The 26,169-nt window shown below is 64.0% G+C and carries 26 protein-coding genes, 1 tRNA gene and 1 riboswitch; of the genes, 11 read left to right on the forward strand and 16 right to left on the reverse strand.

The features are described 5' to 3' along the window. Positions 1-2: 2 nt before the first annotated feature. From ISS20_RS09665 to ISS20_RS09685, 5 genes are all read left to right on the forward strand, one after another. A complete protein-coding gene (locus ISS20_RS09665) occupies positions 3-1,484 on the forward strand; it encodes a protein adenylyltransferase SelO (protein WP_291436038.1) in 1,482 nt (493 codons plus the stop codon). After that, positions 1,481-1,894, forward strand: a complete 414-nt coding sequence (msrB, locus tag ISS20_RS09670) for a peptide-methionine (R)-S-oxide reductase MsrB (protein ID WP_056063540.1) — start codon at positions 1,481-1,483, stop codon at positions 1,892-1,894. The genes ISS20_RS09665 and msrB overlap by 4 nt, the downstream gene beginning before the upstream one ends. Before the next feature lie 24 nt (positions 1,895-1,918). Next, complete coding sequence (locus ISS20_RS09675; protein ID WP_056063543.1) at positions 1,919-2,458, forward strand: septation protein A; 540 nt, start codon at positions 1,919-1,921, stop codon at positions 2,456-2,458. 15 nt (positions 2,459-2,473) lie between these two features. Then, positions 2,474-2,734 (forward strand): BolA family protein, encoded by a 261-nt coding sequence (locus tag ISS20_RS09680; RefSeq protein ID WP_056746271.1) that lies wholly within the window; start codon positions 2,474-2,476, stop codon positions 2,732-2,734. Positions 2,735-2,800: 66 nt separating this feature from the next. After that, on the forward strand, positions 2,801-3,586 hold the full coding sequence (locus ISS20_RS09685) for a peptidylprolyl isomerase (protein ID WP_056063551.1): 786 nt from the start codon (positions 2,801-2,803) through the stop codon (positions 3,584-3,586). 91 nt (positions 3,587-3,677) lie between these two features. Here ISS20_RS09685 and ISS20_RS09690 read toward each other — a convergent pair whose 3' ends face one another. The 4 genes from ISS20_RS09690 to ISS20_RS09705 all read right to left on the reverse strand — a co-directional run bounded on the left by ISS20_RS09690 (position 3,678) and on the right by ISS20_RS09705 (position 6,710). Further along, a complete protein-coding gene (locus ISS20_RS09690; RefSeq protein WP_291436045.1) occupies positions 3,678-4,406 on the reverse strand; it encodes a heparan-alpha-glucosaminide N-acetyltransferase in 729 nt (242 codons plus the stop codon). Positions 4,407-4,722: 316 nt separating this feature from the next. Continuing rightward, positions 4,723-4,799, reverse strand: a tRNA-Pro gene (locus tag ISS20_RS09695). A 187-nt stretch (positions 4,800-4,986) separates the two neighbouring features. Next, positions 4,987-5,238: a translation initiation factor IF-1 gene (gene infA, locus ISS20_RS09700; RefSeq protein ID WP_015014402.1), complete on the reverse strand. Its 252-nt coding sequence runs from the start codon at positions 5,236-5,238 to the stop codon at positions 4,987-4,989. A gap of 302 nt (positions 5,239-5,540) precedes the next feature. Next, a complete protein-coding gene (locus ISS20_RS09705; RefSeq protein ID WP_291436050.1) occupies positions 5,541-6,710 on the reverse strand; it encodes an HPP family protein in 1,170 nt (389 codons plus the stop codon). 542 nt (positions 6,711-7,252) lie between these two features. Here ISS20_RS09705 and ISS20_RS09710 point away from each other — a divergent pair. The 5 genes from ISS20_RS09710 (at position 7,253) to ISS20_RS09730 (ending at position 12,079) form a co-directional block, all read left to right on the forward strand. Further along, on the forward strand, positions 7,253-8,440 hold the full coding sequence (locus ISS20_RS09710) for an ABC transporter substrate-binding protein (protein ID WP_291436052.1): 1,188 nt from the start codon (positions 7,253-7,255) through the stop codon (positions 8,438-8,440). Positions 8,441-8,653: 213 nt separating this feature from the next. Next, positions 8,654-9,517 (forward strand): branched-chain amino acid ABC transporter permease, encoded by an 864-nt coding sequence (locus ISS20_RS09715; RefSeq protein WP_291436054.1) that lies wholly within the window; start codon positions 8,654-8,656, stop codon positions 9,515-9,517. Between the two features lie 82 nt (positions 9,518-9,599). After that, positions 9,600-10,598, forward strand: a complete 999-nt coding sequence (locus ISS20_RS09720) for a branched-chain amino acid ABC transporter permease (protein WP_291436056.1) — start codon at positions 9,600-9,602, stop codon at positions 10,596-10,598. Next, the gene (locus ISS20_RS09725; protein WP_291436058.1) at positions 10,591-11,364 is read left to right on the forward strand and encodes an ABC transporter ATP-binding protein; all 774 of its coding nucleotides are present in this window, start codon (positions 10,591-10,593) and stop codon (positions 11,362-11,364) included. The genes ISS20_RS09720 and ISS20_RS09725 overlap by 8 nt, the downstream gene beginning before the upstream one ends. 1 nt (position 11,365) lies before the next feature. After that, complete coding sequence (locus ISS20_RS09730; RefSeq protein ID WP_291436059.1) at positions 11,366-12,079, forward strand: ABC transporter ATP-binding protein; 714 nt, start codon at positions 11,366-11,368, stop codon at positions 12,077-12,079. Positions 12,080-12,162: 83 nt separating this feature from the next. Here the strand turns inward: ISS20_RS09730 and ISS20_RS09735 are convergent, their stop codons facing one another. Further along, positions 12,163-14,535 carry a S53 family peptidase gene (locus ISS20_RS09735; protein WP_291436060.1) on the reverse strand — a complete coding sequence of 791 codons (2,373 nt, stop codon included), beginning with the start codon at positions 14,533-14,535 and terminating at the stop codon, positions 12,163-12,165. Between the two features lie 120 nt (positions 14,536-14,655). Continuing rightward, a riboswitch (cyclic di-GMP riboswitch) is annotated at positions 14,656-14,746 on the reverse strand. A 187-nt stretch (positions 14,747-14,933) separates the two neighbouring features. On the opposite strand from ISS20_RS09735, the gene asd reads away from it, so the two are divergent. Beyond that, positions 14,934-15,785, forward strand: a complete 852-nt coding sequence (gene asd / locus ISS20_RS09740) for an archaetidylserine decarboxylase (protein WP_291436061.1) — start codon at positions 14,934-14,936, stop codon at positions 15,783-15,785. A 29-nt stretch (positions 15,786-15,814) separates the two neighbouring features. Here the strand turns inward: asd and ISS20_RS09745 are convergent, their stop codons facing one another. The 11 genes from ISS20_RS09745 to hutU form a co-directional block, all read right to left on the reverse strand. Continuing rightward, positions 15,815-16,024 (reverse strand): hypothetical protein, encoded by a 210-nt coding sequence (locus ISS20_RS09745; protein ID WP_291436062.1) that lies wholly within the window; start codon positions 16,022-16,024, stop codon positions 15,815-15,817. A gap of 118 nt (positions 16,025-16,142) precedes the next feature. Further along, positions 16,143-16,958: an N-formylglutamate deformylase gene (gene hutG / locus ISS20_RS09750; protein ID WP_291436064.1), complete on the reverse strand. Its 816-nt coding sequence runs from the start codon at positions 16,956-16,958 to the stop codon at positions 16,143-16,145. Positions 16,959-16,979: 21 nt separating this feature from the next. Further along, positions 16,980-18,365 carry a formimidoylglutamate deiminase gene (locus tag ISS20_RS09755; protein ID WP_291436066.1) on the reverse strand — a complete coding sequence of 462 codons (1,386 nt, stop codon included), beginning with the start codon at positions 18,363-18,365 and terminating at the stop codon, positions 16,980-16,982. Further along, positions 18,362-19,648 (reverse strand): imidazolonepropionase, encoded by a 1,287-nt coding sequence (gene hutI / locus ISS20_RS09760; protein ID WP_291436068.1) that lies wholly within the window; start codon positions 19,646-19,648, stop codon positions 18,362-18,364. The genes ISS20_RS09755 and hutI overlap by 4 nt, the downstream gene beginning before the upstream one ends. A 72-nt stretch (positions 19,649-19,720) precedes the next feature. Next, on the reverse strand, positions 19,721-20,350 hold the full coding sequence (locus tag ISS20_RS09765; protein WP_291436069.1) for a HutD family protein: 630 nt from the start codon (positions 20,348-20,350) through the stop codon (positions 19,721-19,723). After that, positions 20,347-21,240 (reverse strand): phytanoyl-CoA dioxygenase family protein, encoded by an 894-nt coding sequence (locus ISS20_RS09770; RefSeq protein ID WP_291436071.1) that lies wholly within the window; start codon positions 21,238-21,240, stop codon positions 20,347-20,349. Before ISS20_RS09770 ends, ISS20_RS09765 begins: the two co-directional genes overlap by 4 nt. Positions 21,241-21,296: 56 nt before the next feature. Continuing rightward, positions 21,297-22,073: an amino acid ABC transporter ATP-binding protein gene (locus ISS20_RS09775; RefSeq protein ID WP_291436073.1), complete on the reverse strand. Its 777-nt coding sequence runs from the start codon at positions 22,071-22,073 to the stop codon at positions 21,297-21,299. A gap of 14 nt (positions 22,074-22,087) precedes the next feature. Next, entirely contained in the window at positions 22,088-22,756 is a 669-nt protein-coding gene (locus ISS20_RS09780) for an amino acid ABC transporter permease (protein WP_291436075.1), read from the reverse strand. Between the two features lie 29 nt (positions 22,757-22,785). Beyond that, positions 22,786-23,535, reverse strand: coding sequence for a glutamine ABC transporter substrate-binding protein (locus tag ISS20_RS09785; protein ID WP_010465677.1), 750 nt, complete (start codon positions 23,533-23,535; stop codon positions 22,786-22,788). Positions 23,536-23,566: 31 nt separating this feature from the next. After that, positions 23,567-24,313, reverse strand: coding sequence for an IclR family transcriptional regulator (locus tag ISS20_RS09790; RefSeq protein ID WP_233193768.1), 747 nt, complete (start codon positions 24,311-24,313; stop codon positions 23,567-23,569). Positions 24,314-24,418: 105 nt separating this feature from the next. Further along, positions 24,419-26,143, reverse strand: a complete 1,725-nt coding sequence (gene hutU / locus ISS20_RS09795) for a urocanate hydratase (RefSeq protein ID WP_291436082.1) — start codon at positions 26,141-26,143, stop codon at positions 24,419-24,421. Positions 26,144-26,169: the final 26 nt, after the last annotated feature.

Below are 26,169 nucleotides of genomic sequence, written 5' to 3' on the forward strand. Positions count from 1 at the left end.
CCATGACCCTGACTGCCGACAGCGACGCCCACACCAACCTCGGCCTCGCTTGGGACCACCGCTTTGCCGCGCTGGGCCCCGACTTTTTCACCGAACTGCGCCCCACCCCTCTGCCCACGCCCCATTGGGTTGGCACCAGCCCCGCCGTGGCGCGACTGCTGGGGCTGGATGAAGCCGTCCTACGCAGCGATGAGGCCCTGCAGGCCTTCACCGGCAACCGCCTGCTGGCAGGCTCGCGCCCCCTGGCCAGCGTGTACAGCGGACACCAGTTTGGCGTCTGGGCTGGTCAGCTGGGCGATGGGCGCGCCATCTTGCTCGGGGAGACGGCTACGGGGTGGGAAGTCCAGCTCAAGGGCGCAGGCCGCACGCCCTACTCTCGCATGGGCGATGGCCGTGCGGTATTGCGCTCCAGCATCCGCGAGTTTTTGTGCAGCGAAGCCATGCACGGACTGGGTGTGCCGACATCGCGCGCACTGTGCATCACCGGCTCTCCCGCGCACGTCCGCCGCGAAGAAATCGAGACCGCTGCCGTCGTCACCCGCGTGGCACGCAGCTTTGTGCGTTTTGGTCATTTCGAGCACTTTGCTGCCAACGGCCACGAGGCCGCGCTGCAAACGCTGGCCGACTACGTCATCGACCGCTACTACCCCGAATGCCGGGACAGCACCGACCTGGCAGGCAACCCGTACGCCGCCCTGCTGCAGGCCGTGAGCGAGTGCACCGCGCGCCTCATGGCGCAATGGCAGGCCGTGGGCTTTTGCCATGGGGTGATGAACACCGACAACATGAGCATCCTGGGCCTGACGATTGACTACGGGCCGTTCCAGTTTCTCGACGCGTTTGTGCCCGGCCACGTGTGCAACCACAGCGACTCGCAAGGCCGTTACGCCTACAACCGTCAGCCCAATGTGGCGTACTGGAACCTGTTTTGCCTGGCGCAGGCGCTACTGCCCCTGATCGGCGACCAGGACTTGGCCAAGCAGGCCCTGGAGTCTTACAAGACGGTTTTCCCCGAGGCCTTCATGGCCCGCATGCGCGCCAAGCTGGGGCTGCGGGAGGCCAGCGACGGCGATGGCGCGCTCATCGACGGCATCTTGCTGCTGCTGGCCCAGAACCGGGTGGACTACCCCATCTTCTGGCGCCGCCTGTCGCAGGCCGTGGGCACCCAAGACATGGAGCCCGTGCGCGACCTGTTTGCGGACCGTGCTGGCCTGGACCAATGGTTGCTACTATATTCAGAGCACTCAAGGCATACGGATGTAGCGCATCAAGCCGATTTGATGCTCAAAACCAATCCCAAGTTCGTGCTGCGCAACCACCTGGGCGAACAGGCCATTCGTGCGGCGAAACTTGGCGACTTCGGTGAACTCCAAACCCTGCAGCGGCTGCTGGAGCGCCCGTTTGACGAGCACCCGGGGCATGACGCCTACGCCGCCTTCCCGCCCGACTGGGCGTCTTCCATCGAGATCAGCTGTTCATCATGACCCATCCCATCCAGAAGACTGACGCCGAATGGCAAGCCGTACTGCGCGAAAAAGGCGCAGAACCCGTGGCCTTCCAGGTCACGCGCCATGCCGCCACCGAGCGCCCTTTCACCGGCAAGTACGAAGCCCACTGGGCCGACGGCAGCTACCACTGCGTCTGCTGCGGCGCCAAGCTGTTCGACTCGGTCACCAAGTTTGACGCGGGCTGCGGCTGGCCCAGCTTTTCCGAAGCCATCCCCGGCGCCATCACCGAAATCGTGGACCGCAGCCATGGCATGGTCCGCACCGAAACGGTGTGTGCACAATGCGGGGCGCACCTGGGTCATGTGTTTGAAGATGGCCCAGCGCCCACCGGGCTGCGGTATTGCATGAACTCGGCCTCGCTGGACTTCGAGTCCGGCGACCGCTGAAGCACGGGACTCCTTGCTGACTCCATGAAAATTCTGATCGACTTTTTCCCCATCCTGCTGTTCTTCGGGGCCTACAAGTTCTACGGCATCTACGTGGGCACCGCCGTGCTCATGGCGGCCACGGCCTTGCAGATGGCCATCATCTACGCCATCGACCGGCGCCTGCAGACCATGCACAAGGTCACCCTGGTGCTGATCCTGCTGTTTGGCACGCTCACGCTGGTCCTGCAGGACGACCGGTTCATCAAATGGAAACCCACAGTGCTCTATGGCGCTATGTCGGTGGCCCTGGCGGTGGCGCTCTGGGCGCTCAAAAAGAATTTCCTCAAGATGCTGCTGGGTAGCCAGCTGGACTTGCCTGACGCCGTCTGGCAGAGGCTGAATGTGGCCTGGATCATCTACTGCGCCTTCATGTCTGCCATCAACGCGTACGTGGTGATGAACTTCAGCACCGAAGCCTGGGTGGACTTCAAGCTGTGGGGCTATGCGTTTCCGCTGGTCTTCCTGGTGGCCCAGGGCATCTACATTGCGCCCCATCTCAAGGGCGACGAGCCCACCACCTGAACGAGTGTGAAGCCCATGAACTCCATCGCAGACCAGATGCACCAGACACTGGCCGACCGCCTCACCCCCAGCCACCTGGAGGTGCTGGACGAAAGCGCCGCCCACGCAGGCCATGCGGGTGCCAACGGCACGGGATTCGGTACCCATTTTCGGGTGCGAATTTCGTCACCTTTCTTTACAGGACGCTCCCGCGTGGCCCAACACCGCCTTGTGTATGATGCGCTGCAAGAATTTATTGACCAAGGCGTTCACGCCCTCGCCATTGAAGTTCTCTGAGCCGGCCCCAAGTCAACATCTGCCGGATTTCAGTCGGCAAACAACCCCTCATTTTTTGGATTCCGCATGAAGAAACAGCTCCTGTCTGGCCTCGTCGCCGCTGCCGTGCTGGGCACGTTGGCCCTGCCCGTTTCCGCCCAGAATGTCGCCATTGTTAACGGCAAGGCGGTTCCCAAGGAGCGCGTCGAAGCGCTCAAGCAGCAGGTCGAACGCTCGGGCCGCCCCGTGACGCCCGACATCGAAGGCCAGATCAAGGAAGAAGTCATTGCCCGTGAAATCTTCATGCAGGAAGCTCAAAAGCGCGGCCTGGAAACCTCGGCAGACTACAAGGCCCAGCTGGACCTGGCACGCCAGGCCATCCTGATTCGCGAACTGTTCGCCGACTTCCAGAAGACGAACCCCGTCACCGACGCTGAAATCCAGGCCGAATACGACAAGTTCGTGGCAGCCAACAGCGGCAAGGAATACAAGGCCCGCCACATCCTGGTGGAAAAGGAAGCCGACGCCAAGGCCATCATCGCGTCCATCAAGAAGGGCGCCAAGTTTGAAGACATCGCCAAGAAGCAATCCAAGGACCCAGGCTCCGGCGCCAAGGGCGGCGACCTCGACTGGGCCAACCCATCGAGCTACGTGAGCGAGTTCACCGAAGCGCTGGTCAAGCTCGAAAAGGGCAAGATGACAGAGACGCCCGTGAAGAGCCAGTTTGGCTGGCACATCATCCGCCTGGACGATGTGCGCCAGGCAGAACTGCCCAAGCTCGAAGAAGTCAAGCCCCAAGTGGCGCAGCAACTGCAACAGCAAAAGCTGGCCAAGTTCCAGGAAGACCTGCGCGCCAAGGCCAAGGTGGAATAAGCCAGCTGGCACTCGGTTTCGGCCGTTTTGGCAACAAAAAACGCGACTTCGGTCGCGTTTTTTTATGCCTTCCAGCCTTTCAATGCGAAATTCAGACCCGCCCCAGCACCCACACCACCGCCATCAGCAGGCCGATCATGACCGGCTGGTGGACCATGTAATAGCTCAGGCTCCACCGACCCAGCGTCGCCAGAGGCCTCAGCACATAGGGCAATCGCCATTGCAGCCAGTCCTTACGCGCGCGCAACGCCCATTGGCCGGCTGCGAGCCCCCACCAGAGCACGCCCAACCAGGGCAGCACCGGCACATAGTCTTCCGTGAACGGTTTGCGGGACACCAGCCCCAGCCAATTCAAGACTCGCCCGTTGAACCACGGCGCTGCGTCGGGCCACACCCCGGTCAAAAACTGCTGCGCGCCCCACGGCAAGGCCACAGCCACCAGCCCTGCAAGCCACAGCCAGCGCCCCCACCCCGACGTGCAGCGCGCTATGAGCAACATCACAGCCACGCCATGCAGCACACCAAAATAGATAAAGCTGGCCGGAAACATCACAAACGAGCCTGCAGACACCAGCAGTGCACAACCAGCAATCTGCCCCCAGCGCCGCCTAAAACGACTCCAGCCCTGCCCTTGGTGCAACGCGATGGCCTGCCCCAACCCGGCGCAGAACAGGAAAAGACTCACGATGAGGGTGCGCTGCGTGGTCCAGAAAGGATCCACACGGAAGTTCTGCGGCCACAAGCCAAAGTGGCTCAGATCAAAACAAAAGTGGAACACCGTCATCCAGACCATGGCCACCCCCCTTAGCGCATCAACCATGTCGTAACGCTGCACTGCAAGCGGTTCAGGCGCTTTGGAATGTGGTGATGGTGCGGCAGCAGCTACAGAGACAGAGGGCACAGGGAAGGTCATGAAGATACCGGCAAGCGCCGTGCGCGGTACACGGCAGGATCGGGTGCGAATGGGCGTCCAACAGCAGTGGCCGCTATGGTACGTAGATTCAGCAAGCCTGCTGGCAGTACCGGCCGAACAAAACCTCAATCCGTCTCCAGGAGAACCTGGTTGCCCGGCTGTGAGGACTGCAAGCGGGCAAGAAAAAAGGCCCTGCAGCATGTGCTGCAGGGCCTTCAAACATTGGTCGGAGCGGCGGGATTCGAACTCGCGACCCTCTGCTCCCAAAGCAGATGCGCTACCAGGCTGCGCTACGCTCCGACAGCTCGTATTCTAACCCGTCAATTCCCCTGTTTTTGGCTCATCGCCTGCTTTTTTGACTTTTTTTAGAAAGTGGCAGGGCGAAGAGATCACAGGAGAGAGCGGTCGCGCAAACGCGACGTGGCAAGAGACGAACCAGAAAAACTATAAAACCGTCTCGGTCTGCCACAGACCGAGAGCGGAAAGATCAGCGGCTGGAGGAAGGGCCAGGACCGCGACCGGCGAGGTGGCGGAACGTGATGCGGCCCTTGGTCAGGTCGTAAGGCGACATCTCGAGCGACACCTTGTCACCCGCCAGGATGCGGATGTGGTGCTTGCGCATCTTGCCGCCGGTATAGGCAATCAGTTGGTGACCGTTGTCCAGCGTGACGCGAAAGCGCGAGTCCGGCAAGACTTCCGTGACGGAGCCCTGCATTTCAATGAGTTCTTCTTTGGCCATGTGTTTCTCTATCTCTTCAAAGCAAATGTTCTGTGGTCGGCGCCTGAGCGGTTTTATTGCATTCACCACGGCAGCTGCAGCGTTGTCGAAACTCGACACACGGTGCATGGCGGGCGGTGGGAGTCGCTGCACCCAGGGCGCAGATCAGGCAGAGGGCCGGGAGACGGCTTCAATGAACAGGCGTCAGCGCTGCGCAAAGCCTGTCGATTGTACCGCGACAAGCCATGTTTTGCCTATGGGATGCCCGGCGCGCCCTGCGGCACGGGCGCAGCGCCCACACCACAGGCCTCAGGTGCCGCCTGCTATCGGCCTTGCACCGCCGAGGCCAGGGTACGTACCAGATCAGTCTGCGTGATGATGCCTACGAGGTGATCCACATCATCCACGATGGGAATGTGATGGTGCCCGCCTTGCGAAAAGAGCGGCACGAGGTCCATCGCATGCTGTGCCGAGCGCGCCACCTGAACCGGGTGGGACATGATCTCGCCCACTGCCTGGGGCTGCCCTCCACGCCCCATGACCAGTGTGCGCAACCGCTGCCCCAGCCCTTCGTGGGTGTCGAGGTTGGCCAGTCGCATGAAGTCCGCCACCGTCACGATTCCAATGACATGTCGCTGCGCATCCACCACTGGCAGCGCCTTGATTTGCTGTAACCGCATCAGTGCCCAAGCCTCCCTGAGTGACACTCCGGCCTCCACAGCGTAAGGCGGGCTGGACATGATGTCAGCGCAGCGCAACTCTCCCAGGGTCCGCTGGAATGCCGCGCGGCCCGCCAGGTGCAACAGCCCCTCCAGATCCGCCCGGCTCACGTCGAGCACCTGGTTGTAGTGGGCCAGCGCCGCATCCACATCCGACGCGGTGAAAGCGCCCTGGCTCGTCGCCACCTGCGACGCGACACGTTGAGGATGTGGGTAGCGGCGACCCGTCAGCCCGTTGTAGACCACTGCTGCGGTCAACAGCAGTACCACGTTGAACAACACCGGGAACGCCGCGAGATGCCATCCGTCCCCCGAGGTCAGCACCACGTACAACGCCATGGCCCCACCCGGAGGATGCAGGCAACGCAGTGGCACCATAAGCGCAATGGCCAAGCCCACGGCAATCGCCCCCGCCAAGGCCTTGTCCGGAATCACCGCAGAACAGACCGCGCCCACCAGAGCCGACAGGGTACTGCCACCCAACACGGGCCATGGCTGGGCCAGCGGGCTGGAGGGCATGCCAAACACCAGCACGGCACTGGCCCCCAACGACGCCACCATCCACGGGCCAGTGCCACTGCCCTGGGCCCACCAACGGCTCAGCCATGCCGTGAGCAGCACGCCAATCACCGCGCCCACCACAAAGCGCAGGCGCTCTCGACCATCGATGCCCAGCGGGGCGGGCCAGAAATGCCGCAGCCATTCGGTCAGGCGCACAGCCAGTGACCGGCGAGACGTTGCCGAAGGGGGAAAGTCGGAGTGTGAAGAAGGCATACAGAACGAAACGCGGGAGCGGCTGCAAACTACATCAATACCGGGCTGACTGGAACGTTGCGAGCCCCCCGTGCAGCGCACTTACAAACAGCTTGTTGGGCCAACTTGCAAGGTGCGCCCGCTTGGACGATGGTGTGCCATTGTGCAGGCAGAGCCACGGAGCAAGAGCACGGGAGGTCGTCAGCGTCACGGAAGCGTATCCAAACGCCGGTCAGTACCAGTGGAGCAACTCGATGCTGGAAACTACCTAGAACCCAGGATTGAATCGCTCACCCCAACCCCAAAACACGATCTATACTGCACAAAAATAGCAAACATGCATTTTACTTCATGCGCAAATTTTCCCTTTCACATGCAGCTGCAACGGCAAGTTACCACCATGTCGCGGCTGTTAAGTAGAACGTCAGAGACATGGCTCCAATAGCCGGATTGGGCCATGTTCGCGGAACCCAATGCCAGCTCCGGTACGGGTAACCCATAGGTATTCACCACCGAACGCTTGCAGTAAATTACTTTAAGCCTAAACAAAGGAGACAATCCCCATGACCACCCGCCGCCTCGTCATCAGCCGCAGTGCCGCCCTCGTTGGCGCAGCATCCACGGGCCTGCTGCTGCCCTCCATCGTGCGAGCTCAAAGCGGCAAGGTGCGCGTGGGGTTCATGTTGCCCTACACCGGCACCTTTGCCCAGCTGGGCGTGGCCATCGAGAACGGCGTGCGCCTGGCCATCGACCAGCAAGGCGGCAAGCTCGGCGGCCGCGAGATCGAGTGGTTCAAGGTGGATGATGAATCCGAGCCCAGCAAGGGCGTGGAAAACGCCAGCAAGCTGGTCCAGCGCGACAAGGTGGATGTGCTGATTGGCACTGTGCACTCGGGCGTGCAGATGGGCATCCAGAAGGTGGCGCGCGACACCGGTGTGCTCAACCTCAGTCCCAACGCGGGCGTGCACGCCGCCACCCGCGCGCTGTGCGCGCCCAATGTGTTCCGCACTTCGTTCAGCAACTCCCAACCCACCCTGGCGCTGGGCAAGGCGATGGTCGAAAAGGGCCACAAGAAGGCCGTGTGGATCACCTGGAAGTACGCTGCTGGTGACGAGGCGTTTGAGGGCTTCAAGGAAAGCTACACCAAGGCCGGCGGCACCATCGTCAAGGAGCTGGGACTGCCCTTCCCCAATGTCGAATTCCAGGCACTGCTGACAGAGATTGCCGCGCTCAAGCCCGATGCCGTGGCCTGCTTCTTTGCGGGCGGCGGTGCGGCCAAATTCATCCGCGACTACGCGGCAGCAGGCCTCAAGGACAAGATTCCGCTGTACGGCTCGGGCTTTTTGACAGAAGGCGTGCTCGACGCTGCCGGCCCTGCGGCCGACGGCATCATCACCACCATGCACTACAGCGATTCGCTGGACACGCCGCGCAACAAGCAGTTCCGCCTGGAATACGCCAAGGCCTTCCGCAGCCAGCCCGACGTGTATGCCGTGCAAGGCTACGACACCGGCCTGCTACTGGTGCAGGGCGCCAACGCGGTCAAGGGCGACCTGTCTGCCAAGCCCGCGCTGTACAAGGCGCTGGAGAGCGCAGTCATCGACAGCCCACGCGGCAAGTGGACGATGAGCAAGTCGCACAACCCCGTGCAGGACATCTACCTGCGCCGCGTCGAGAACAAGGAAAACAAGGTGATTGGCGTAGCCGCCAAGGCGCTGGCCGACAGCGGCGCCGGTTGCAGGATGGGATAACACCCCCCTGAGGCGCTGCGCGCCTTCCCCCCGCTCTCGCAGCGCTGCGCGCAGCGGGCAGGGGGACGCAACCCTCGCTGCGGGGTGGCCCTTGTTCGGCTGCCCTCCATGGGGCCGCGCCAGTTACCAAGTCCACGGGTACATCGCCCGCACAAAGCTCCTTTCACCAGTGGCTACCAGCCACATCGGCAGGCCGCCAACATCACCACATTCATGGACTTCGCCACCTTCCTGATCCAGCTGCTCAACAGCGTCCAATACGGCCTGCTGCTGTTCATGCTGGCTGCTGGCCTCACGCTGATCTTCGGGATCATGGGTGTGGTGAACCTGGCTCACGGCAGTTTCTACATGCTGGGGGCCTACCTGGCGTATTCGCTTTCGGGGCATTTCGGCAGCCTCACCCTTGCGATCCTGGGCGGAGCCCTGCTTTCGGTGATGTTCGGGCTGGCGCTGGAATGGCTGCTGTTTCGCCACTTCTATCACCGAGACCACCTGGACCAGGTGTTGCTCACCTTCGGGCTGATCTACATCTTTGAGGAACTGCGCTCCATCCTGTGGGGTGACGATGTGCACGGTGTACCGATCCCCAAGATGCTGGACTGGTCGATCCCGCTGACCGACACCCTCTCCTACCCGGTCTACCGGCTGTTCATATCGGGCGTGTGCATCGCACTGGCCGTGGCCCTGTACCTGCTGATCTCCAAAACCCGCCTGGGCATGAAGATCCGTGCAGGAGCCTTCAACCGCGACATGGCCGAGTCTCTGGGCGTCAACATCAAACTCATCCATGCCATCGTGTTCGCCTTGGGTGTAGGTCTGGCGGCCGTTGCCGGCATGGTGGCTGCACCGGTATCCAGCGTGTACCCCAACATGGGCTCATCGGTGCTCATCATGTGTTTTGTGGTGGTGGTGATTGGTGGCATCGGTTCAGTGCGGGGCGCGCTCATTGCGGCGCTGCTGGTGGGCTTTGTCGATACGTTTGGCAAGGTGCTGCTGCCGCAGGCAGCGGGCATGCTGGTCTATATGCTGATGGCGGCCGTGCTGCTGTGGAAACCCGAAGGCCTGTTTAAACAATGATTACCCCCACGCTCATCACTTCGTGTATCTCGCTGCCCCCCAAGGGGGCCTTCGCTGCCTTGGGGCGGCCCGGCGGCCACTCATGAGCACCCCGCGCGCCAATATCGAAGTGCTGCCGCGCAGCGTGCAGTTCGCCCTGGCATTGGGGCTGGCTGCGTTGCTGCTGTTCCCTGTGGTGGGTAGCGACTTTTACGTACAGATGGTCACCCGCATGATGATCATGGCCATCTTTGCCATGAGCCTGGATCTGCTGCAGGGCGTGACCGGGCTGGTATCGCTGGGCCATGCTGCGTACTTTGGCGTGGCGGGCTACGCCCTCGCCTTTCTCACCCCTGCAGACATGCCGGTCAGCCTGTGGTGGTCGCTGCCGCTCGCGGTGGCTGTGTCCGGCCTGGTGGCAATGGTGATCGGGTTCTTTGTGGTGCGCACCCACGGCATCTACTTCATCATGGTTACCATGGCGTTTGCCCAGATGGTCTTCTACCTGTTCTTCGACAACAAGGTGCTGGGTGGATCGGACGGGCTGTACATCAACTTCCGGCCTGATGCGTCGCTCTTCGGCTGGCTGCCGTTCGATCTGGAGGGACGCAAGACCTTCTACTACTTCACGCTGGCGCTGGTGGTGCTGGTGTACGTGTTGCTGCGCCGCCTGCTGTGGAGCCCGCTGGGCCGCGCGCTCGCGGGCATCCGTATCAACGAGCACCGCATGCGCGCCATGGGCTTTGGCACACGGGGCTACAAACTCACCGCCTTCACCATCGCTGGAGCGCTGGCAGGCCTGGCGGGTTACCTGTGGGGCGCGCAGACCGGCTATGTGAACCCTGAGCTCATGGGATTTCACATGAGCGCGCACGCCATCATGATGGTCATTCTGGGCGGCATGGGCAACTTTGCAGGCGCCATCGTGGGTGCGTTTGCCTTCGAGTACCTGCTGCATGTGTTCAAGGACATCTCCAAGCACTGGCAGCTGCTGATGGGTGGCTTCATCGTGCTGGTGGTAGTGGCCGCGCCGCGTGGCCTGCTGGGCATGTTTGCGCAGCGGGGCGCAGCCAAGGCTTCGGAGGGATCGCACCATGGCTGAAGTCCTGTTGTCTGCACAGAAGGTCACCAAACGCTTTGGTGGCCTGGCCGCCGTCAACGGCGTCTCCGTGGACCTGTGGCGGGGCAAGATCCACGCCGTGATAGGACCGAATGGCGCCGGCAAGTCCACCCTGACCAATCTGCTCTCTGGCGACCTGTCCCCCACCTCGGGCCAGGTGTTGCTGGGCGGCACGAATGTGACCGGCTGGGCGCCCGAACGCATCTCGCGCCAGGGCCTGGGCCGCAGCTACCAGAAGACCAACATCTTCCTGCCGCTCACTGTGCACGAGAACGTGCGCCTGGCGGCCCAGTCACGCGATGCACAGCAGCCCTGGAACCCGTTGCGCTGGTGGCAGGACACCCGCTCGGACACTATCAAAAACAGAGCAACCAGCGCACGTCTTGAAAGCGCTATCGAGCTGTCCGGCCTCAAAGACCGGCGCATGGCCATTGCGGGAGCCATGAGCCATGGCGAGCAGCGCCAGCTGGAAATTGCCATGACCCTGGCCACCGAGCCGCAGGTGCTGCTGCTCGACGAACCTCTGGCCGGCATGGGCGTGGCCGAGGCTGAGCGCATGGTGGAGCTGTTGCAGCGCCTCAAGCCCGCCCACGCCATCATGCTGGTGGAACACGACATGGATGCCGTGTTTGCGCTGGCCGACCGCCTCACGGTCATGGTTAACGGCGAGGTGATTGCGCACGGCACACCGCCCGAGGTGCGCGCCGATGCCACCGTGCAGGCCGCCTACCTAGGGGAGGACCACTGAGATGACCACTCCATGGATTGATGCCAAGGGCATCCACACCTTTTACGGCAGCAGCCACATCCTGCACGGCATTGACTTCACCGTGGGCCAGGGCGAGACCATCGGCCTGATGGGCCGCAACGGCATGGGAAAGAGCACCCTGCTCAAATCTCTGATGGGCCTGGTCAAGCCCCGCTCGGGCAGCGTGGCCGTGGCCGGCCGCGACATGACGGGCAAGCCGCCCTACGAAGTGGCCCGGCTGGGCATTGCCTACGTGCCGGAGGGCCGAGGCATCTTCGGCAACCTGAACGTGGTCGAGAACCTGCAGATGGCCGCGCGTGCCGGCACGCGCGGCCAGCGCGACTGGACCTACGAGCGCGTGCTGGAAACCTTTCCGCGCCTGAAGGAGCGCCTGGGTCACGGCGGTCAGCAACTCAGCGGTGGCGAGCAGCAGATGCTGACCATTGGCCGTGCGCTGATGACCAACCCCGACGTTCTCATCCTCGATGAAGCCACCGAGGGCCTGGCGCCACTCATTGCCCGCGAGATCTGGCGCATCTGCAGCCTGATCAAGGAGAGCGGCATCAGCAGCGTCATCGTGGACAAGAACTGGAAACACGTCACGCAGATCACCGATCGCAACGTCATCCTGGTCAAAGGCCAGGTGGTGTTTGATGGCAGCTCGGATGCGCTGCATGCGCAGCCGCTGCTGCTGGAGCAGTACCTGGGCGTCTGAGCCCCCACCTGCCAACACGCCTGGCGCATCGATGCCCCGGACAAAGGCTACGGCCCAGGACTCGCGCAGCGACCTCTCATGCCTTACCGCAGGTTGATCGTCACCGGCACAGTCAGTTGTGCAGACAAGCCCGCCGAGTCCTTGGCCGTGACCACCAACTGATAGCTGCCAGCCACCGGCTTGGACCAGATGGCTGTGATGGTGCTGCCCGACACGGCAAAGCCCATTCCCAAAGGCACCCCAGCGATGGACACCGACAGCGACGTGGCGCCCGGTGATGTAACGTTGATGCTGCCGGACAGAGGCTGACCCGCCACGCCGACCATGACAGAGGCAGTGATCACAGGCCCCGCTGCGGCGATTTTGACCGTGAACACGCCCTTGCCGGACAAGCCCGTCTTGGTGTCCTTGGCGGTCAAGGTCACCCTGTACACACCCGCCACAGGCTTGGGCCAGCTCACCGTGCCATCGGCAACCACCACCATTCCCGACGGAGCCCCCGCCTGGGAATACGTGACAGCGTTGGCAGACGTCACGTTGGCCTTGAAAGCCAGAGCCACGCCAGGGCGGCCGGCAATGCTGGCGCTTTCGACCATCGGAGCAACCGGAGCGGCCACACTGATGCTGTAGACGCCCTGACCTGTGAGCCCTGTCTTGGTGTCCTTGGCCACGACGGTGACTGCATAGGCCCCTGCCACCGGCGCCGGCCACGAGACCACACCGGCAGCGCTGATCGACATGCCCGTGGGTGCGCCCGACAGGCTCATGGACACGGGATTGGACGCATTGACGGCCGCCGTGAAGGTCAGGGCCGTGCCCACCTTGCCGCTGATGCTGGCAGACGTGACCACTGGCGCGGGGGCAGGCGCCGTGGCGCCGGTCAGCAAACTCACCAGCGCTCCTGCATTGGGTGTGCCCAGGCCTGTCAGCTGGTCGTATCCGGGCGTGGCAGAACAGGTGCTGCAGGTGCCATGACTACCCAGCCGAATGTCAGCAAACCCGCTGGCGTAGCTCGACGCCACCGCACCGATCTGCCCGTACAGCAACGCGTGCCCCCCGGCCATCACAGGCAGTGTGGCTTGCTGCCGGTTTGCGTTGGCAACGGCCACCAGACCTGCCCACATGGGTGCGGCCAGGCTGGTGCCGCCGGCACTGATCCACTGCACCGTGCTGCTGCCGGGCTGCATGACGGCCACGTATTGGCCGGTGGCGGGGTCTGCATTCATGGCAACGTCGGCCACCGTCCGGCGCGCCAGCGAAGCGGTGCCCAGCACAGACGACTTCTGGTATGCCGGCACACCGATGAAGCCACTGGTGCCACCACCGGTGCCCGACCAGCTCACCTCACTGCGTGCGCCGCTGCCGGAATAGGTCAGCGTTGTACCGCCGACCGCAATGACATTGGGAGAGACCGAAGGCCAGTTCACCCCTGCGCCGGAATCGCCCGTGGCCGCCAGGTAGGTCATTCCGGCTGCAGAAAAGGCTGAGTCCACAGATCCCGTCCAGACCCCCTCCTGGGCTCCAAAACTCATGGACACCACACCCGGTCCCATGGCGTTGGCCAGCCGGATAGCGCCCAACAGGCTGTTGAGCGACGGATCGGGCGCTTCGATGAGAACGATGCGCGCAAGCGGCGCGATCGCATGCACCCACTGCACATCCAGCGCCATTTCAGTGGCCCAGCCCGCATCGTAGGCGGGGGCCGTGGACGCAATGGCGCCAGACGCCGTACCGTAAGCCACCCACAGTTCGCACCCCGTTGCAGGAGAGGCGGAAGCCAGAGGCAAACCAGTGGTGGCGGGCAGTACCTTGGCGGGGCAGGCGGGCAACCCGAACTTCTGGTTGAAGGCTGCCAATTCGGCCGCCACATTGGGGTTGTGCTTTGCACCGACGACATACACCGTCTGCCCCGCCCCCAGTTGTACGGCCTGCACGCCCGAAGGTTTGGACCCCACGGCAGGCAAGGCGCCAAAACCATAGGCTGCGCGCACTTGCGCGACCGAATAGGTGGTGACGACGCCGGTGCCAGCAAGGGGCGCTACCGCTGCGTCCTTGGGTGCTGCCCAGGACATGCTCGCAGACTTCTGCTGAACCTCCTCCAGCGTGTAGGGAGTGAGGCGGCGGGTGGATAGCGCCTTGAACACCTCAGGCACCTGCTGGGACTTGGGAGCACTCAGAGCGGACTGATTGGCATCCTGCACATCCATGTCGTCAGGGGCCTCCAGCACCACGGGCGCGATATGGAAGGTAGGCTGCGCCAACAATCCCTCCACCTCTGGCACGAGCGTGTCAGCAGACACCTGGAGCGTAGTGGTTGTGGAGGCCACTTCGTTGGAGCCTTCGGGGTCGGCCGAGCCACCGCAGCCCATCACCACCAACGGAATGACCGACAACAAGGCCCAGCGAGCGTGCGGGTGCTCGGCGGTAAAAAGATGACGGCGGTTCTGAGTTGGCATTCTGTTCTCCATGAGATGCGGAAATTCACACCGCACACACCGAAGACAGCCTGGGCTGCAATCACCTGCAAGGGTTGCCGCCGCGCCTGAACGCGCCCCCAGCGAGACACCCCGGAGGACTGTGGCAACCCCGCTGCCGTGCCCCGTTGAGAGGGGGTTAGACCGGTGGCTTTGCGACCCCGACTTTCGTGCGGGTGTGCCTTGATCGGACAAATGTAATTGTTTGAAACACAAAAATCAATAAATTTGATATTTATTTCACATTTATCATCTGCGCTACTGAGGGAGCCCCGCCGCCCACTCGCTCGTCAACAGGCGCACTACCCCTTGATAACCCGGGTCTGCACCACACACCCCGTCGTTAGAATCGTGCGCTCCACTGACTTAGGAAGAACGTTTTGTCCGACCGCCTTGCCGTACTACCCCAATACGCTCTTCCCAAACGCGCACTGACCACACTGGCTGGCAAATTTGCATCGGCCCGGCTGGGCGGCCTGACCACCGCAGTGATCCGCCGTTTTGTTGCGCGCTACAACGTCAACATGGCCGAGGCGGCGAATCCCGACATTGCCAGCTACGCGTCGTTCAATGACTTCTTCACGCGAGCGCTGAAACCTGGTGCCCGCCCGCTGGCCCAGGCCGATTTGATCTGCCCGGTGGACGGTGCCATCAGCCAGTTCGGCCCCATTGCCAACGATCAGATCTTCCAGGCCAAGGGGCACACCTACTCCACCACAGCACTGGTGGGTGGCGATGCAGCCGCTGCAGCCCGTTTTGACAACGGCCACTTCGCCACGCTGTACCTGAGCCCGCGCGACTACCACCGCATCCACATGCCTTGCGCGGGCGAGCTCACGCGCATGGTGCATGTACCTGGTGATCTGTTTTCGGTGAATCCCACCACGGCACGCGGCGTGCCCGGTCTGTTCGCGCGCAATGAACGCGTGGTGTGCTTTTTTGAATCGGCACAAGGGCCGTTTGTGCTGGTGCTGGTGGGGGCCACCATCGTGGGCAGCATGGCCACCGTGTGGCATGGCCAGGTCAACCCGCCGCGCACGGGCACGCTGCGGCAGTGGGACTACGCCAAGGGGCAGGTGAGCCTGCAACAGGGTGAAGAGATGGGCCGCTTCCTGCTGGGCTCCACCGTGGTGATGCTGTTCCCGCAGGGGCCAATGCAGTTCAACCCGCAATGGGCGCCCATGCACCCCATCCAGCTGGGTGAAGCCATGGCGCAGCGCGCTGGCGGCTAATCTTTAGCCCATCGGACTGGGAGCGGCGCTCACAAACGGTCTGGCGCGCGCGTGAGCTGAAAGGCTGTGGGCGCCAGGTGCAGCGCGTCAGGGTGCACAGGGGACTCATGCCCCACCAGATAGACCATGAGCGCATTGCGCCGCACCACCACATGGCTCACGGTCTCGCGCTGGTGGTTCCATTGCACAAAAACACCGGGCTTGAACAAGGGCATGTAGTAGTAAGCGGTGGGATCCATGGGGTGCGGCTCCTCCCGCTACGACGGGCCGATGCGTGAATGCGGGCCCAAGCGCCGGCCCATGAAGGACCGACCATCCCATACTAGCACTGATACACCCCGTCGCGGGGTGCCACCGTCAAACTGATCGGGCTGCCGCAAAGGCCAGCGTGGCCTGCAGCATGCGGCGCAGGTGTGGCTGCACGCCTGCAGCCACATCGGGCAGATAGTCAAACGGCAAGGCCTCCTGCATGTAGCTGCACTGCGTCATCTCCAGCTGCACCGCGTGGATGTTCTGCGCGGGCTGGCCATAGTGGCGCGTGATGTGCCCCCCCTTGAAGCGACCGTTGAGCACTGCGGTGTAGCCCTTGGCCTCTTTGGCAATGGAAAGCAGTTCCTGGGCCAGCACCGGATCGCAGCTCTCGCCGTTGGCAGTGCCCAGGTTCAGGTCGGGCAGCTTGCCTTCAAAAAAGCGCGGCAGTACCGAGCGAATCGAGTGCGCATCCCACAGCACAGCCACGCCGTGCTGGGTGCGGATGCGGTCCAGCTCGGCACGCAGTTGTGCATGGTACGGCGTCCAGACTGCGTCGCGCCGCGCAGCCATCTCCGCGTCATCGGGCACATCACCATGGGCATAGATGGGCGTGTCGGCAAAGGTATCGACCGGGCACAGGCCGGTGACGCTCTGGCCGGGGTACAGGCTGGCTCCGTCGGGCGGGCGGTTCAGATCGACCACATAACGCGAGTGCGTAGCAACCAGAATGGAGGCGCCCATGTCTTTGGCAAACGCATACAGCCGTTCCATGTGCCAGTCGGTATCAGGCACCTGGCGGGCCTCATCCGTAAACCGTGCCGCGAGCGCCGCAGGCACATAAGTGCCCGCATGGGGCATGGACACCAGCAGCGGCGCGGTGCCAGGGTAGAAGACAAAAGGTGGTGGAGAGGTATCGGTCATCACTAGTTCGAGGGTAGGGGTTCAATCTGGCGCAATGGTGGCCGAACGTGCGGCCACAAAAGCATGGGCTGCTGCATCATGCAACGCATGCTGGCCACCTGCGATGCGCCGCTGGCCCGCCACCCACACGCTGTCGATGGCGGAAGTGCGATGGCTGCCGAACACATGGGCCGACAGCATGCTCTGCGCAGGCAGATCACGCAGCGCCACATGCTGCGCATCCAGCGCCACCAGGTCGGCCTGCTGGCCCACGGCCAGCCCCGCAATGGCCCTGCCTGCGGCCTGCGCCCCGCCCTGCAAGGCCTGCAGCGTCATGGCGGTGGCTACCTCGGGCTGGCCCGGGCTGGCCAGCACATTGCGCTGGCGCAGCGACAGGCGTTGGCCGTATTCGAGCATCAGCAATTCCTCTGCCGCATTCACGCAGGCATGGCTGTCCGAGCCCACGCCCCAACGCCCGCCGTGCTGCAGCCACAGCGGCATGTCAAAAATGCCGTCGCCCAGATTGGCCTCCGTTGTGGGGCAAATGCCCGCCACGGCGCCAGTGCGGGCAGCATCGGCGTATTCCTGCGGCGTCATGTGTGTGGCGTGCACCAGGCACCAGCGCTCGTCCACCGGCAGGTGCTCCAACAGCCACTGCACGGGGCGCTGGCCGCTCCAGGCAATACAGTCATCCACCTCCTGCGTCTGCTCTGCAATGTGGATGTGGATAGGGGCCCGGGGATTGAGTGCCGAGAGGCCCTGCACGGCGGCAACCAGGCTGTCGGGCGGCACAGCACGCAGCGAATGCGGCGCCAGGCCCAGACCTGCCCCTTGCGCTTGTGCCATGGGCGCGAGGCGCTCTAATAAGGAGAGCATGTTGTCCGTTCTGCGGATGAACCGGGCCTGGTCCGCACGCGGTGGCTTGGCGCCAAAGCCGCTGGTCTGATACAGCACCGGCAGCAGCGTGATACCCATGCCCGCATTGCGCGCAGCGCGCAGCAGTGCCAGCGACAGCGTGGCATCGTCAGCATAGGGCGTGCCGTCCTGGTCGTGGTGCACATAATGGAACTCGCACACCGACGTGTAGCCTGCTTCCAGCATCTCCACATACAGCCAGGTGGCGATGGCCTCCAATGACTCGGGCGTGATGCGGGCGGCAAACCGATACATCAGGTTGCGCCAGCTCCAGAAGCTGTCTTCGGCCTGGCCCCGGAATTCAGTCAAACCCGCGAACGCACGCTGGAAGGCATGAGAGTGCAGGTTGGGCATACCGGGCAGCAGCGGGCCTGGCGCCTGCGCCACGCCCGCAGGGGCGCTGCTGCCAGGGGTGGCCTGGGTGATGCGCCCTGCCTCATCCCACTCAATCAACACATTGCGCGCCCAGCCGGTGGGCAGCAGTGCGTCGGCGGCAAACAGTTGCTGCGTCATGGCAAGACTCCGTGAATGCGCCCTTGCCGCACGATGGTGCAGGCAGGCTTGTGCCCCAGCCAATAAGCCAGCTCGGGCGCCTCGCCCACGGGCCACAGGACAAAATTGGCGGGCCTGCCAGATGCGATGAGACCGTGGGAATCTTGCAAGCCCAGCGCGCGCGCGGCATGGGTGGTGATACCGGCCAGCGCCTCGGGCACCGTCAGGCGGAACAGGGTGCAGGCCATGTTGGCCATCAGCAGCAGGCTGAGCGCGGGCGAGGTGCCGGGGTTGTGGTCGGTGGAAACGGCCATAGGCACGCCCGCCTCGCGCAGCTGCGAAATCGGCGGCAGGTGCGTGTCGCGCAGCGTGTAGTAGGCGCCGGGCAGCAGCACGGCCACGGTGCCTGCGGCCTTCATGGCGGCGATGCCATCGGCGGACAGGTGTTCGATGTGATCGCACGACAGCGCGCCATAGCGCGCGGCCAGCGCCGCACCGCCCATGTCCGAGAGCTGCTCGGCATGGAGCTTGACGGGGATGCCCAGCTTTTGGGCGGCCTGAAAGACCTGCTCGGTCTCGGCCAGCGTGAAGGCGATGCGTTCGCAGAACACATCTACGGCATCCACCAGGCCTTCGGCGGCCAGTGCGGGCAGCATCTCGCTGCAGACCAGGTCGGTGTAGTCCTGGCTGCGGCCTGCGTACTCCGGCGGCAGCGCGTGGGCGCCCAGAAAGGTGGTGCGCACCGTCACGCCCAACGCCTCGCCCAAGCGGCGGGCCACGCGCAGCTGCTTGCGTTCATGCGCAAGTGCCAGGCCGTAGCCAGACTTGATCTCGATGGCGCACACGCCCTCTTCCAGCAGCGCTTGCAGGCGCGGCGCGGCCAGGGCAAAGAGCTCGTCTTCGCTGGCCTCGCGCGTGGCGCGAACCGACGACACGATGCCCCCACCCGCCTTCGCCACCTCTTCATACGTGGCGCCCGCGAGCCGCATCGCGAACTCGTTGGCGCGCTGCCCGCCGTACACCAGGTGAGTATGGCAATCGACCAGGCCGGGGGTGGTGACGGCGCCCCTGCCGTCAATGCGAGGCAAGGCGGCATAGGCCGCAGGCACCTGGGCCTGGGGCCCTGCCCACTGCACCACGCCGCCCTGCACCACCACACACGCCAGCGCGCCATCGGGCACGGGTACATCCGTAGCCCACAACGCGGCCACGGGCCGCAGGTTGGTCCACACGCCATCGGCACTGGGTGCGGAAGATGCTGGCGGGACAACGCCCTGCTTGTTGCTAACTGCTGCTGTGTTCATGGATTGATTTGCTATTTTTTATATAGCTACTGGCGCATATTCCACTAGCGCTTGCAGCTCATTTGATTCAAATTATGGTGCAGAGCCCCTGCGCAAGGCCACCCAGGCCAGCACGGGTGCATCGTCGGCAGACCCACCGCTTTCGGCGCGGCGCACGGGGGTGATCGACGGCGCTGTTTCTCCCCCTTCGTTCACCCACCACAGGCCCTGCCCCGCTGCCAACATCCGCACTTGGTGGGTATCGCAGTCCTCGCATCGCCAGGCGCCCCGCAGCACCATGCACAGGCCCGCTGCAGCCCCCTCAGCGGGCGGCTGCACATCGCGCAGCACCTTCAGGTTCCCGGTCCACTCACCCCGGCGCAGCATCAGGTTGAAGTCGGTGGAAACTCCGCCCAGCATGCGGCAGTCCACCGGCTCTTCGCCGGAGAACGCAAACGGCTCCCAGCGGTTCGTCAGCGCATGCTGCCAATGCCCTTCTGCGCCTTGCAGATGTACGCCATCGCCATCCAGCAACATGATTTGCCGATCCACCCCCACAAAGGCCGAGAACGGCCCGGGGCTTGCAATGGTGGCAACGCTCACGCGCCATGCAAAGCTGTCCATGCCCGCGCCGGGCGGCCAGCACGCCAGCTCGCGTGTGCTGCCGCCGCCGTTCTTCCAGGGCACCGGGGGCGTGGAGGCCAAGTCCAGAAACTGCTTCACGCGCCTTCACCCTGCGGCACACCGTTCCCGTCCACCAGCAGCGGGAACAGCGGGTGGTCCATGGCTGCCCCAGCGGGCAGCTGGTCCGCCAGCCCCGGGAACTCGGGCGAGGTCTTCCACGGCCTTGGCGCGTGGCGCGTGTCGTCGCCCAAGAAGCGCACCGAGAACACGCGGCGCCGATTGGGCCCCTCCACCCCGCCGGACGCATGCAGCGTGAGCATGTGAAAACACACCACGTCGCCCGGCTCGATCTCCCAGGCCACGATGGGAAAGGCATCGCGATTGGCCTCGACGTTGGGCAGGTCCCGCAGGCTGCCTTCAGGGAACCACTTGGCCTGGTTGTCCATGAAGGTGCGCGGCATGAGCCAGGGGCCCTTGTGCGATCCCGCCACAAACTCCAGCGTGGCCGCACGCGAGACCGGGTCCACCGGTATCCACATGCTCACGTTCTGCCTGCCTTCGATGTTGTAGTAAGGCTGGTCCTGGTGCCAGGGCGTCTTCTGGCGCGTGCCAGGCTCCTTCACCAGCACATGGTCGTGGTACAGCCGCACGGTGCGTGACTGCATCAGGCGCTGCGCGGCCAGGGCCAGGGGCGTGTCGCGCACAAAGCGGCCAAACTGCGGGATGTCCTGCCAGTTGCAGAAGTCCTCGAAGAAGCGGCCCGGGTCATCCGGCCTGCTGGCCACTTTGGCGCGCGGGCTGGGCGCGGCCAGATTGGCGTCGATGCCGTCGCGCAGCAGCGCTACCTCTTCGGGCGTGAGCAGCTGCTTGATGCAGATGGCGCCGTCGCGGTCAAACCGCGCGATGTCGTCGGCGGTCAGGCGCTCCTGCAAGCGCTGTTGAAAGTGCTGTTGTTGGCTCAGGTCACTGGCAGGTGAAACCGGGTGCATACGAGCTGTCTCCTTGTAGGCTATTGACCGTTGTCGTCCATCACGCACACCCAGCCTCAGGCGCGCGTGAGCACCGCCTGCAGAAAGGAGCGCGTGCGCTCCTGCGTGGGGTTGGTGAAGATGGTGGCAGGCTGGCCGGACTCAATGATCCCGCCGCCGTCCATCACCACTACCACGTCGCCCACCTCGCGCGCAAAGTCCATTTCGTGCGTCACGACCATCATGGTCATGCCTTCGCTGGCCAGCAGCTTCATGACCTGCAACACCTCGCCCACGAGCTCCGGGTCCAGCGCCGACGTGGGCTCGTCGAACAGCATCACGCGCGGCTCCATGGCCAGTGCGCGGGCAATGGCCACGCGCTGCTTTTGCCCGCCCGACAGGCTGGCAGGCATGGCCAAAGCCTTGTGCGCCAGGCCTACCTTGGTCAGCAGGGCCTGTGCGCGCTCCTCGGCCTCCTTGCGCGAGAGGCCGCGCAGCTTGCGCGGACCCAGCGTGACGTTGTCGAGCACCGACAGGTGCGGAAACAGGTTGAACGACTGGAACACCATGCCCACCTCTTCGCGCAGGGCGTTCAGGTCATGGTCAGGCAGCATGCGGCCGTCCTGCACCAGTGTGCGGCCACAGATCTCGACCGTGCCGCATTCGGGCTGCTCCAGTCCGTTGCAGCAACGCAAAAAGGTGCTCTTGCCGGAGCCGCTGGGCCCGATGACCACCACCACCTGCGAGGGCAGCACATCAAAGTCGATGCCGTTCAGCACCACGTGGCTACCAAACGCCTTGCGCAGTCCGCGAATGCGTACGATGGGCTCGGCGGATTGGCTGGCTCCAGTCATCACAGAATTTTTCTTCATTGCACCATCCCCCCGGCGCGCAGGCGCAGCTCCATGCGGCGCAGCACCAGCGTGGTGATGCCCGTAAGGATGAAATACACCACCGCAATCGCCAGGTACACCTCCAGCGAACGGTACGACACGCTGATGATCTTCTGGCCTTCGTGCATCAGATCGTGGATGGTGAGCAGCGACACCAGCGCCGAGTTCTTGATCAGCGCGATGAACTCATTGCCCAGTGGCGGAATCATGCGCACCACTGCCTGCGGCAGCACCACGGTGCGCATGGCCAGGCCCGAGGACATGCCAATGGAACGCGCCGCCTCCATCTGCCCCTTGTCAATGGACTGGATGGCGCCGCGTACCACCTCGGACACATAGGCGCCCGAGTAGATGCCCAGGCCGATCACGCCGCACACAAAAGCGGGCAGCAGGATGCCGAACTGCGGCAGGCCAAAGAACAGGATGAACAGCTGCACCAGCAGCGGCGTGCCGCGGATCGCGGCCACGTAGGCAGTGCAAAGGGCGTAGACCACGCGGCGCTTGGGGTTCAGGCGGCCAATGCCCACCAGCAGGCCCATGACGCAGCCCAGCAGCAGCGAGGCAGCCGTGATTTCCACAGTGACCAGCGCACCCGCCAGCAACTGGGGCAACCCGGCCCAGACAGGAGAAAAATCGAGTTCCATGGCTCAGTTCGGCAACGTGTGGCTGCGGTTTACTTGGCAGCGCTGTTGCTGAACCACTTCTTGACGATGGCCGCATAGGTGCCATCTGCCTTGAGCTTGGTGATGGCACCGTTGACGGCCTTCGTCAGCTCAGGCGTGTCCTTGCGAAGGGCCATGCCGTACTCTTCGGTGGTGAGCTGCTCGTCGAGCACGCGCAGGCCCGGGCGGGTGCGCACATACTGGAACGCGGCGGGCTTGCCGGTCACGGCAGCGTCGGCGCGGCCGATGTCCACCAGGTTGAACATCTCCTGGTTCTTTTCGACCTCAACGCGCTGCACCTTGGGGAATTTCTCGGTCAGGTACGCCACCGACTTGGTGCCCACCTGCACGCTGACCTTCTTGCCGTCCAGGTCGGCCAGCTTGTTGATGGCCTTGTTGTCGGCCTTCACCATCACCACCAGGCCACCGGCGTAGTAGGAATCGGTGAAGTCCACCACCTTCTTGCGCTCGTCGGTGATGTAGATGGCCGAGACCGCCATGTCGAAGCGCTTTGAGATCAGGCCGGGAATCAGGCCCTTGAAGTCGATGTCCACCCACTCGACCTGCTTGCCCATGGTCTTGGCGATGGCCTCCACCAGCTCGATGTCGAAGCCCGTGCGTTTGCCGTTCTCGACAAACTCCATGGGCGGGAACGTGGCATCGGTGCCCACACGCAGGACGTTGTCCTGGGCCTGTGCACCCGTGGTGCAGAAGGCTGCGGCGGCCAGGCTGGCCAGAAGAAGGTTGCGGCGAAGGTTCATGGGAAAAACTCCTGAGGAGGGGTGAGGGAAATCAGGGAGAAGTGAGCTGGCGGGAGATGCGCGCTGCGGCGACGACGGCCATGCCGGTGAGTGCGGTCTCCTGCCCCTGAGCCCGCAAGATCGGGGCCATCAGGGTGATGGCCCCGGCGGCCTGCCGGGGAGAACCGAACACGGGCACGCTGACGCCCCAGACACCGGCATCCACTTCGCCGGAGCTGACGGCGTAACCCGCCTTGGCAATGCCTTCCAGCTCTGTCAGCGCCGCCTGGCGCTCAGCAGTGTCTGCGCCGTAGTGCAGGTCCAGAATGGCATTGCGCGTGGCCGGGGCCACATGGGCAAGCAGGCACTTGGCAGACGCGCCTGCGCGCAGCGGCACGCTGCGCCCTTTTTCAAATGAGCAGCGCAGCGCCTGCGTGCTGTCCACCATGTCCAGGCACACCACACTGTCATTCACGGCCACCACCAGCCCCACGCTCTCGTGGGACTGCCGGGCCAGGGCCTGCATGTCCGGCCGCGCGTGGTGCACCAGGTGCGACGCCATGTCAAAGCCCAGCGCCAGTTGCAGGCTCAGCGGCCCGGGCGCGTAGTGCCCGCTGCTCTCGAGCACAAAGCCCCACAGCTTGAGCCGCGCCAGCTGCCGGTACAGCGTGCTGCGCGCCAGGCCCGTAGCCTCCATCAACTCGGCCGCCGACATGGGCTGCCCATGTTGCGCCAGCACCGCCAGCACGTGCAGAACACGGTCGGCGGCTGCAACGGAGGTTGGTCCACGGGTGGGCATGGACTCAGTATCAAAGGATTGCAGCGGCATTCAAACCCAACATTCCCAACGAATGGGAATGCAGTTCCCTTTTTTCACATTCCTGTCATTCCCTCCCTCACCCCTTCACTTCACCATGGGCAGCTTCAAGCCCTGCTTCTTGGCCGTCTCCACCGCCAGTTCGTAGCCGGCATCGGCATGGCGCATCACGCCGCTGCCGCAGTCGTTGACCAGCACATTGGCAAGGCGCTGGGCCGCTGCTTCAGTGCCGTCGGCCACGATGACCATGCCCGAGTGTTGCGAGTAGCCCATTCCCACGCCGCCGCCGTGGTGCAGGCTGACCCAGGTGGCGCCGCCTGCGGTGTTGAGCAGCGCGTTGAGCAGCGGCCAGTCGCTCACGGCGTCGGTGCCGTCCTTCATGCCTTCGGTCTCGCGGTTGGGGCTGGCCACGCTGCCGGTGTCCAGGTGGTCGCGGCCGATGACGATGGGGGCCTTGAGTTCGCCGTTCCTCACCATCTCGTTGAAGGCCAGGCCAGCAATGTGGCGCTCCCCCAGGCCCAGCCAGCAGATGCGTGCGGGCAGACCCTGGAAGGCAATGCGCTCGCCCGCCATGTCGAGCCAGCGGTGCACATGTTTGTTCTCGGGGAACAGTTCCTTGATCTTGGCGTCGGTCTTGCGGATGTCTTCCGGGTCACCCGACAAGGCGACCCACCGGAACGGGCCCTTGCCTTCGCAGAACAGCGGGCGGATGTAGGCGGGCACAAAGCCGGGGAAGTCGAACGCGTCCTTCACGCCCTCGTCAAACGCCACCTGGCGAATGTTGTTGCCGTAGTCCACCACCGGGATGCCCATGTGCTGGAAGTCGAGCATGGCCTGCACGTGCACGGCGCACGACTTGGCGGCGGCCTTCTTCAGCACCTCGTGCTGCGTCACGTCCTGCTGCGCGGCGCGCCACTGGGCCACCGTCCAGCCTGCAGGCAAGTAGCCGTTGACGAGGTCGTGGGCCGAGGTCTGGTCGGTCACCAGGTCGGGTTGGAGGCCACCGGCCTTGGCGCGGCGCACCAGCTCGGGCAGGATTTCTGCGGCGTTACCCAGCAGGGCAATCGACACGGCCTCTTTGGCAGCCGTGTGCTGCTGGATGAGCTCGAACGCATGGTCGATGTCGCGCGCCTGCTTGTCCACATAGCGCGTGCGCAGTCGGAAGTCGATGCTGCTTTGCTGGCATTCGATGTTGAGCGACACCGCGCCCGCAAACGTGGCTGCCAGCGGCTGCGCGCCGCCCATGCCGCCCAGGCCTGCAGTCAAGATCCAGCGCCCTTCGAGGGAGCCACCAAAGTGCTTGCGGCCCGCCTCGGCAAAGGTCTCGTAGGTGCCCTGCACGATGCCCTGGGTGCCGATGTAGATCCAGCTGCCCGCCGTCATCTGGCCGTACATGAACAGGCCCTTCTGGTCCAGTTCGCTGAAGTGCTCCCAGTTGGCCCACTTGGGCACGAGGTTGGAGTTGGCCAGCAGCACACGCGGCGCATTGGCGTGGGTCTTGAACACGCCCACGGGCTTGCCGGACTGAATGAGCAGGGTCTCGTCGTCGTTCAAATCCTTGAGCGAGGCGAGGATCTGGTCAAAGCACTCCCAGTTGCGCGCGGCACGGCCAATGCCGCCGTACACCACCAGGTCCTGCGGGCGCTCGGCCACCTCGGGGTCGAGGTTGTTCTGGATCATGCGGTAGGCGGCCTCGGTGAGCCAGCTCTTACAAGTGAGCTGGCTGCCGCGCGGCGCGCGGATCACGCGGCTGGCGTCGTGGCGGGGGTCGGTGTTGGAGGCTGCGGCGATGATGGCGTCGTTGGCGTTCATGGTGGGCTCCTGTGAATCAATGGGGT

This window comes from Acidovorax sp., from assembly GCF_016783915.1.
GTDB lineage: Bacteria > Pseudomonadota > Gammaproteobacteria > Burkholderiales > Burkholderiaceae_C > Acidovorax.